We start from the raw sequence: 8,922 nt of genomic DNA, 5'->3' as shown, positions 1-8,922 counted from the left end.
TTGAACCCTCGACCTGCTGATTACGAATCAGCCGCTATACCGCTAAGCCACAACGGCGTGCCTATATACCTTTACGTTCAGATATAAAAAAAAATCGATGATATATAATTTACGAGTATCCGGTCATTGAAGTAACGTTCTGTGCTTTTTCCTGTGATTCCTCAAGAGGCCTGAACTTCTGCTCGTACTCTCCTACAGTTCTCTGCAGTACCTGGAGTAGATTCTTTGCATGGGTTGGAGATATGCTGACCACTGCTTTTCCCCGTGCCTGATTGATGCCCGGAATCTGGTGAAGGAACATAAACGTGAACTCATCCTCTTTATAAGCAATCTGGATCATATTACTGTATACGGGCTCCAGATTTGGAGGAATAGTCACCTGAATTTCATTTGAGGTCATACCTACATCTTATATGGGATCTGCATTAAATTGACCGAATATACTATAAAAAAAGAGACCGGCATTCCGATATCATCAATAATCCAGGCATACCGGTGCCCTCGTCAATTTTATTTCTCCCGCCATGATTCGATTCTTCCTTCTGGGCGATATACCATCTGTAAACAGATTTCGCTCTGCAAAGAACTGGCACCTGATGAGGATAATCTCTGGGATGAAATATGTATGATTGATCCAGTAGTAAAACCTGAACTCAGGGAATATCTCTCCAGTTGTCTTGCAGGCACTGCCCATACACCCCTTCCTTCCTGGACAGATACGGATCTAAAGGTGGGGTCAGAGCGATACGGAATTTATGGATTGATTGATAAATACGACGCAGATGCTGGGAATATATCTGTGGTCCGCAATTCAGGAGCACCGGTGTCAGGATGCTGGTCAGCTGACCGGGTTAGAATTGCTGCGTACCTTCTCTGCCTGAAAGAGTCGATGGGAATCGATCTTCCTGGAGGATATGTTGAGTATATTCCTGATGGAATTGTAAGGTACTGCGAACCACAGCCACGTGATAGGCGTGGTCTCCTTTTGGCATTAAAACAGGTGAAGAAGGTAATGAAAGGAGACCTCCCTGAGAAGCCTGCACGAGCTCCGTGTAAAAATTGTTCTTACCAGAGCCAATGCAATCCTGAAAAACCGAATCTTCTTTCAAGTATTCTTTTCAAGAAGCGTTAAGGATCTGATAAATTCTCCTTTCGCTTCGCGGGTTGTTCCGACGATCAGCCATTGCTCGTTTCCGTGCTGCTCAACTATTCCCTGCGCCTCTATTCTCTCACCTTTTATTGCCTGCCCTGTATAGGTATGGGTAAAGGAGAGAACCCTTCTGATCTTTGGATGATCTATTTCATAGATAGCCGGACTATCAAATGAAAACTGATCGCCGCTTACGGTTGCTTGTATTGTATCTCTTCCGATGACTGTTCCTTTCTTCATCACAAAACCCGGGAGATCATCATATGAGCGAGAGTAGAGCAGGTCAAAGTATGTACCGTCTATCTGACCTCTGTTCCATTTTCGCTGTTCATGGAGCAGAAACTCTTCATATCCAAGATCAGGATTTCGTTTCTTATACACACTCTTCCATAACCGCTCATCAAGATCCTCAATCAGACCTGATTCTATACCCTGCCTGAGTTTTTGTTGAGCGTGTGCAAAATTGGACCCATATACCACGCAGTCAATATCTGATCCTGACCCTGCTATCCCGCAGAGCATTGAACCGGTTACTCCGAATGATCCGTCAGGAAGAGCAAAAATTTCCTTCAGCCTCTGAACTCGTTCATCTTCTGCCGCTAATCTGGCTAGGTGTTCATCAGGTTTTAGAATCTCAACGATGTCAGAAAGCGGAACCCTGTGTACAAGACCTGAGTAGGATGGTTTCTTTGCAGCAATCAGGGCATATGCTTCTCCAAAGTCAACCTTTCGATATCTGATTCCCTTCGGATCAACACGCTCACCTGAAGGATCAGGAATATATCGAAGTACACATCCGGCTCCACCGATAGTATCGTATGCTGCAATTGCATAGAGCCAGTTATCAGCATCCCTGATAAAGTCACGGATTCTGATCGGGCGGGTGTTCATTCTATCCACTCTGCAAGCATGGCGGCTATTCGTTCAATATCTGCACCCGGGCGAATAATCTCCTTGTTCACCAGATCTACAACCGTTGATGGCGTGCCTTTGAGTGCCCCGACATCAATGGCATAATCATGCGGGACCAGGGCATCATTAATCGTAATTGGGGAGGGAGCTCCTGAAAGATTAGCACTTGTTGCAGTTATCGGGCTGTCAAATTTGTTTATTATCTCAATAGCTACATCCTGGGCCGGAAATCTGATACCAATAAGATTGGTTCCTGAAGTCAGAAGAGAAGGAAGAACTGACCGTGCCTTAAGAACCAGCGTTACCGGACCTGGCAGGAATTCATTAAGAAACGTTTCTGCAATCTCATCAACATAGGCGACGGCTGATATCATCTCTATATCACAGACTGCAATAGATAGTGGATTGTGATATTCACGACCTTTCGCCTCATAGACTTTATGTATCGCTTCTTCTGATAGGGCATCTGCCCCCAGGCCGTACAGAGTGTCAGTCGGATATACGACAAGTCCGTCTTTATTCAGGACATCAACTGCTTTCTTTATCTGGTCTTTCAAAATTTTCTCCCCTGTACCCGGTATAAATCAAAAACTGCAATCGATGAGACATGCATGACTGCAAAAACTCCAGCCTGTATTGGATCAGTTACAACGAGATCGGCGTGATCCACAACTGTTCCTGCCATGTTTAGTGCAATAACCGGAATTCCCGAAGCCTTCACCCGGTCGACTGCTTTAGAGACATCTCCTCCCATCAGTGAGCCGGCAAGAACAAGCATGGACGCTCTGGGCAGTCTTGCAACCGCATCAACAGCCTGAGTAAGTGTCTTTTCACCGACAAGCGGGATGGTGTCAACTGAAATTCTCTCTCCCCTGATATTGTGCCGGTCTGCCTCATTTACTGCTCCCAGGGCTACCTGTGCAACCTGGGCACCGCCACCGATGATGATAACTCTCTTACCATAGATATCGCCGAAGGAGCGGTGAATAATTACTTCACTGACCCCTGGAAGATTCTGAAGGCTGGTGATGAGATGATCTTCAATGATCTCTCCTTCGAACTCAACGTATAGTTCTTCGTATGTCTCGTCACACTGTCCTTCACAGGCTTCAAGGTGTATCATGACGATGTTTGCATTGTGTTCTGCAAAAACCGTTGCAATATCTTTAAGAACTCCTGACTTATTTCGTGCTATGATACAGACTGCCTTGAGTCCTTTTTCAGATCCCGTCCTGAATCAACTCCTTTCCATCATCTATAATAATCAGAATTTACCTTGTTCTGGTTTCCAGAGTAGAGTTGACGTTACGAAAGATACAATTTTTCTCGATTCTGTAAAAATGGTGGTCATGAATCATGTCGGTGCATGATCCCCTGAAGAAGCATCTTAATAACCATACCTACTGCGAAGAGGCAGAGCAGAAGAACAAACCACATCAGCACTCCGACATTGTGCTGAACTACCGGAACATTTCCTATTATGTAACCTCCAAGAACGAGCCCTCCGGCCCAGAGGAGACCACCTGCTATGTTATATATCAGGAACCAGCGATAGTGCATATTCCCGATTCCTGCGAGGAAAGGGGCAAAGGTCCGAATATATGGAACAAACCGTGCAACCACGATGGTGGCACCTCCCCATCTGGCGTAAAATTCCTTGGTAAACTGAATCCACTCTCCTTTTACAAACCCTGAAAGCCTCCCGGTCATCATCCTTTCTCCTGCATAACGACCGATCCAGAAATTTGCAGTGTCACCGAGAATAGCAGCGGACGCTACAACAACGAGTAGGAGCGGAAGGTCGAGGACCCCAGATCCTGCAAGAGCTCCGGCAATAAAGAGCAGTGAATCTCCTGGAAGAAATGGCGTTATTACAAAACCGGTTTCGCAAAAGATGATGATGAACAGAACAAGGTAGATGAGAAGACCAAGCTCAACCGCCATCTGGGACAACGATTGATCAAGGTTTAGGAAGAGATCGAGAGGATTGACGGACATGCTCATAGGAGATTGTCTGTGACACCTCATGAGGTTTCCCGCAAATTTACTATTTACTCACACTTATCCAGTGCTCATTATTTTGACAACAAAACCAGATAATGAAATATACTTGCCTGGACTTCATGCAAGAATGAGGAAATGTCTTTCTCACCTGATACAATCAGACAGGCTAATATCGCGGGAAGTCAAATGGAGATCATCCATGAAAAGGAAAGTGCTAACTGCAGTAGACGGATCACCTGAAGCAGATACTGCCCTTCTGAAGGTGATAGAGTATTTTAATTCAGAGGAGATTGAACTTCACGCAATTTATGTTATTTCACCTTCTAAATATGCCACGATAGAGGGAGCGGCAGGATATGAAGGGATATCCACGCTTCATGAAATCAGGGACCGTATCATTGCAGAGGAAAAAGAAGCGGTTACTGAAAGAGTAAAGAATATCGCCCATGATCACGGTCTTGAAATTACATTAATTGTAAGACTTGGAGATCCGCGAAGTGAAATCCTGAAAGCTGCAGATGAGATTAATGCAGACCTTATCGCTGTTGGTTCAACTGGTAAAGGTCTAGGTCAGCGTATTCTGCTTGGTAGTGTCAGTACATATATCGTCACTCATGCAAAAATTTCAACAATAGTTATCAGGTGACCGGTCACTGCTGAACCCCTCTGGTAACTTCCCGACAATTACCTTTTATTCTATGATGCAGAGTATTGGCTATGCTGCCACAGACTCTTCTCTCTCTGCTGCTCTGTCTGATTATCCTGGTATCAGGGTGTACGGCACTAGATAAACCAGTTGATTCCATAACTCCGGCTGCACATGTTTCTGACGCATATGGTTCTGCAGAGCGGGCTGCCCCAGCCCCACTTGCTGAGAAAAAAGCTACCGGAGGTACAAACCTTGCGGTCCAGTCATCAGAAACACTTACGCAATCAGATCAGAAGATCATAAACACGGCTGATATCTCGTTGCAGGTTTCTGATGTGAGGAAGATCGCCGATTCAATTAAAGAGATCGTGACGACTAGTGAAGGCGTAATTCAGTCCTCATCGGTTTCTGCCGGACGTGAAGATAAGTACACTGGTGTCGTGACTGTTCGTGTTCCCTCTTCAAAGTTTGATGAAACTCTTAAAGAAATTCAGAATCTTGGAAAAGTTACAACAAGCAGTGTATCAGCCCAGGATGTTACAGAAGAGTATGTCGACTTGGATGCTCAAAAGAATGCTCTTACCAATCAGCTCACACAGTATAACCGAATACTCGGCCAGGCTGTAAATGTATCAGAAATTCTTGAAGTCCAGCGTGAGATCGAACGGATACAGGTTGAACTTGACCGTATAACCGGGAAGATGAAATATCTTGACAACCGGGTAGCCTTCTCAACTATTACAGTTCGACTGTCAGAACCTGCATCAGTTGTTCCATCTCCTGGCTATTCGATCACCTCGGTGATCAGTCAGGCTATTGGGGGGTTCGCAGATACTGTGGTCTGGCTAGTCATCATGATTATGACATTACTTCCTATCATCATCCTTGGTGCTGTCGGTGTTATCATCTATTCCAGGTGGAAAGTACGGCGTTCGGACTAATTTTTTTTTTTTTGCACGTGAATCTATGCCCTGTAAGGTCAAACCTCTTGTATGGATCTCACGCAGGAAGTCCTGGTGCTTAGGGATGTTCTGATACCTGGAGGAAGGGTCTGTGATATTACCCTTTCAGGGGGCAGGGTTTCCCATCTCGGCGCATCAGGAAAGGCGGATACGATATACCGATGTCACGATACGATCGTTGTTCCTGCAGGCATTGATATGCACGTTCATATGCGTGATGGGGTTCAGGCTCAGAAAGAAGACTGGGAGTCTGGAACAAAAAGTGCTCTTGCCGGAGGAGTCACGGTTGTTGTAGACCAGCCGAATACTATACCTCCTGTTACAACCGGGAAAATTCTGCAGGATCGTGCACACCTTGCACAAGAGCAAGCATATTGTAACTTTGCCATAAATGCGGGGGTTACTGTCGATGCTGATCTGGAAGGTATGGCCCGAGCCGGTGCAATGGCTTTTGGAGAAACATTTGCTGGTCCTTCAAGTTATGGAGAGGCTCTTTCGCGTGACGATCTTAAATCTGCTATTTATTCCATCAGAAACCTCGACGGACTTGTAACACTCCATGCAGAAATTGTACATGAGGGTCAGGACAATACTCTTGCTGCACATGATATTCTGCGATCCACCGCTGGGGAAAGGCAGGCAGTTCAAATGATACAGGAGATTGCCACTCCAGGATCCCGGATACATTTCTGCCACATTTCGAGTGCCGAAACGATAACAACAATAAAAAGTAAAGAGACTGGAACCATCGAGGTGACCCCTCATCACCTCTTTCTTTCGCATGATTCCTGCACTCCTGATGATACACATGCCAAAGTAAACCCTCCCCTGCGGAAAGAATGCGAACGTAAGCGGTTATGGGAATGCTGGAGCAAGATTGATGTCATAGCTTCTGATCACGCTCCCCATACACTAAAGGAAAAATCAGTACCCTTCTCTGATGCTCCCTCCGGAATTCCTGGAGTTGAGACCATGATTCCCCTTCTTATGGCTGAAGTGCATCATGGAAGAATCTCGCTTACCGATGTCATAGAAAAAACTTCAACCAACCCTGCCCGGATCCTTGGAATTGAGCCTGCCGGATACCAGCCTGGAATGCGTGCTGATTTTGCTCTCTATCCAAAAACCAGTTCAACGATTCAGGTAGAGAATCTCTTCTCCAAAGCAGGATGGACTCCGTATGAAGAGATGGAAGGAGTATTTCCTGAAATGGTTATTATGTCAGGGCAGGTGGCGTATGATCAGGGGGCATGTATCAAAACAAATCCTACCTGGATAAAGGGAAGAGGATATATCCCGGAGAAGTAAATATTGTGGTGTGCCTTCCTCATTTCCATAGGTCCCCGGGAGATCTAATGAAGACTCAAGAGATGATCCATGGGACAACCCGGAAATGGTACATATTACGGCACCGCCCGGCAGAGGGCGTTTAATGGGTGAAGGACGGCAAAAGCCACTGATGATAACCATTTGTTAATGCCGGGTGACAACTCTTATGACAACTCCTGATGAGATCAGGTCTTCACTTGTTGCCACTGATGACGGTACTATTTTCACTATTGAAGTATCAGCAAACAGTCGCGTCGAACGATTTCCCACTGGCTATAATACTTGGCGTCAGGCACTTGGTATCCAGGTCAAGGCTCCGGCAGTAGAGGGAAAAGCCAACAAAGCAATAACGGGACTTATTGCTGAGACCCTGAATATTCCAAAAACGAGTGTCCATATAATCAGCGGACAGACTTCATCGGTAAAGAGAATAAAGATAGACGGGGTCTCTGATGCAGACCTTTCGCAAAGATTGAGCGCTCTCATATTAGCAGTATCGTAGCTTTTTTCGTAGATTCTATTGGGAATCATCGTATTGTTTAAATACTTTGTGAGAGACTGTCTTCCCATAATTATGGTAATTATTGTTGCTTGTGGAGGTAGTGGGATTGTATGAGCAGGAGACTACGAAATACCGGATTCACCTTACTGTTCAGGCAGAAGGGGTGGTTGACCGGTCAGACGTAGTCGGTGCTATCTTTGGACAGGTTGAAGGTCTCCTTGGCTCTGAACTCGAACTGCGTGAATTGCAACGTCAGGGCAGACTTGGCAGGATAGATGTCAGGGTCGTGAGCAAACAGGGCCGGTCTTCTGGTGAGATCCTTGTTTCTACATCACTCGATCGTGCAGAGACTGCGATCCTTGCCGCATCTATGGAAACCATCAGCCGGGTAGGTCCATGCGCTGCTCAGGTTCAGGTCCAGAATATTGAAGACATCAGGGTCACTAAGCGAAACCAGATTATAGAACGAGCAAAATCCCTCCTCCTTGAATTTGAGGAGCCGGGTATTGATCCCGAATCACTCATAGATGCTGTCAGGGAAAGCCAGCGTATTGAGAAGATTGAGACAATAGGTCCTGATAATGTTCCTGCTGGTCCGAATGTCCTTCAGTCAGATGCAATTATTGTCGTTGAAGGAAGAGCAGACGTGATCAATCTCCTGAGAGCAGGCATTAAAAATGCAATTGCTGTTGAAGGAACCAGTGTTCCTGGCACGATCATCAGTATGTGTCACAAGAAAACTGCAACTGCCTTTCTTGATGGAGATCGTGGTGGGGATCTCATTCTTCGCGAACTTCTTGAAGTGACTGATATTGACTTTGTTGCATTTCCTCCGAGGGGAGAGTCGGTAGAGGATCTCTCTCGTAAAGAGATCATCAAATCCCTGCGTAACAAAGTCCCAATTGAGTATGTTCTTGAGGACCGCGTCGCCGAGTACTTAGCTAACCGAGATAAAGAAGGAAAAGCCGCACAGAAGAATGAAGAACCTGAAGAAGAAGTCCCTTCTCCACAGGAATCTGAAGAGGTGCCCGAATCTCCTGAACCTGAAGAACCTGCCCAAGCAGCACATGAACCACCTGTAACCGAGGAGGTATCAGACCCCCCCTACAAACCACGGTCAGTTTTTACTCATATCAGTGAAGTTCGGGAACGGGGAGTTATCAGGATGCTATCAGGAGAAGGAGACGTGGTTCTTGAGATGCCGGTGGCCCAGATTGAGGATTCACCTATTCCCGATGATCAGACATTTCAGGGAGTTGTCATTGACCAGGATGTGAATCAGCAGCTTCTTGATCAACTATCACTCCTAGGCATTAAATTCCTGGCTGCACCTTCATTTACCGGAATTGTTAGAAGACCTGCATCAGTTCGTCTTATTCCTTTTAGATAGGCGAACTGGCTTATTATTTTATAT

At 45.8% G+C, this 8,922-nt stretch carries 11 protein-coding genes; 6 read left to right on the top strand and 5 right to left on the bottom strand.

Annotation, left to right across the window (positions count from 1 at the left end; translation table 11 throughout):
- Window positions 1-109: 109 nt before the first annotated feature.
- Window positions 110-400 (bottom strand): DUF3467 domain-containing protein, encoded by a 291-nt coding sequence (locus VN429_RS11340; RefSeq protein WP_325633384.1) that lies wholly within the window; start codon window positions 398-400, stop codon window positions 110-112.
- Window positions 401-430: 30 nt separating this feature from the next.
- Between VN429_RS11340 and VN429_RS11335 the strand changes: the two genes are divergently transcribed.
- Window positions 431-1,132 carry a CRISPR-associated protein Cas4 gene (locus VN429_RS11335; RefSeq protein ID WP_325633382.1) on the top strand — a complete coding sequence of 234 codons (702 nt, stop codon included), beginning with the start codon at window positions 431-433 and terminating at the stop codon, window positions 1,130-1,132.
- On the opposite strand, the gene VN429_RS11330 is transcribed toward VN429_RS11335, so the two are convergent.
- From VN429_RS11330 to VN429_RS11315, 4 genes are all read right to left on the bottom strand, one after another.
- Window positions 1,106-2,041 (bottom strand): nucleotidyltransferase domain-containing protein, encoded by a 936-nt coding sequence (locus VN429_RS11330; protein WP_325633379.1) that lies wholly within the window; start codon window positions 2,039-2,041, stop codon window positions 1,106-1,108. The two genes, VN429_RS11335 and VN429_RS11330, sit on opposite strands and share 27 nt — an antisense overlap.
- Window positions 2,038-2,619 (bottom strand): L-threonylcarbamoyladenylate synthase, encoded by a 582-nt coding sequence (locus VN429_RS11325; protein ID WP_325633377.1) that lies wholly within the window; start codon window positions 2,617-2,619, stop codon window positions 2,038-2,040. The genes VN429_RS11330 and VN429_RS11325 overlap by 4 nt, the downstream gene beginning before the upstream one ends.
- Window positions 2,616-3,260: a DUF5612 domain-containing protein gene (locus VN429_RS11320; RefSeq protein ID WP_325633388.1), complete on the bottom strand. Its 645-nt coding sequence runs from the start codon at window positions 3,258-3,260 to the stop codon at window positions 2,616-2,618. The genes VN429_RS11325 and VN429_RS11320 overlap by 4 nt, the downstream gene beginning before the upstream one ends.
- Before the next feature lie 149 nt (window positions 3,261-3,409).
- Entirely contained in the window at window positions 3,410-4,066 is a 657-nt protein-coding gene (locus tag VN429_RS11315) for a VTT domain-containing protein (protein WP_325633375.1), read from the bottom strand.
- A 199-nt stretch (window positions 4,067-4,265) separates the two neighbouring features.
- On the opposite strand from VN429_RS11315, the gene VN429_RS11310 reads away from it, so the two are divergent.
- The 5 genes from VN429_RS11310 (at window position 4,266) to dnaG (ending at window position 8,898) form a co-directional block, all read left to right on the top strand.
- Window positions 4,266-4,712 (top strand): universal stress protein, encoded by a 447-nt coding sequence (locus VN429_RS11310; protein ID WP_325633373.1) that lies wholly within the window; start codon window positions 4,266-4,268, stop codon window positions 4,710-4,712.
- A gap of 71 nt (window positions 4,713-4,783) precedes the next feature.
- Entirely contained in the window at window positions 4,784-5,656 is an 873-nt protein-coding gene (locus VN429_RS11305) for a DUF4349 domain-containing protein (RefSeq protein ID WP_325633371.1), read from the top strand.
- Window positions 5,657-5,707: 51 nt separating this feature from the next.
- Window positions 5,708-6,985 carry a dihydroorotase gene (gene pyrC / locus VN429_RS11300; protein ID WP_325633369.1) on the top strand — a complete coding sequence of 426 codons (1,278 nt, stop codon included), beginning with the start codon at window positions 5,708-5,710 and terminating at the stop codon, window positions 6,983-6,985.
- 187 nt (window positions 6,986-7,172) lie between these two features.
- Entirely contained in the window at window positions 7,173-7,508 is a 336-nt protein-coding gene (locus VN429_RS11295; RefSeq protein ID WP_325633367.1) for a DUF167 domain-containing protein, read from the top strand.
- A 106-nt stretch (window positions 7,509-7,614) separates the two neighbouring features.
- The gene (gene dnaG / locus VN429_RS11290; RefSeq protein WP_325633386.1) at window positions 7,615-8,898 is read left to right on the top strand and encodes a DNA primase DnaG; all 1,284 of its coding nucleotides are present in this window, start codon (window positions 7,615-7,617) and stop codon (window positions 8,896-8,898) included.
- Window positions 8,899-8,922 lie beyond the last annotated feature (24 nt).

Source organism: Methanospirillum sp. (genome assembly GCF_035560735.1).
Lineage (GTDB): Archaea > Halobacteriota > Methanomicrobia > Methanomicrobiales > Methanospirillaceae > Methanospirillum.
The sequence above is the reverse complement of the archived record's forward strand: the minus strand, read 5'-3'. Positions and strand labels throughout refer to the sequence as shown.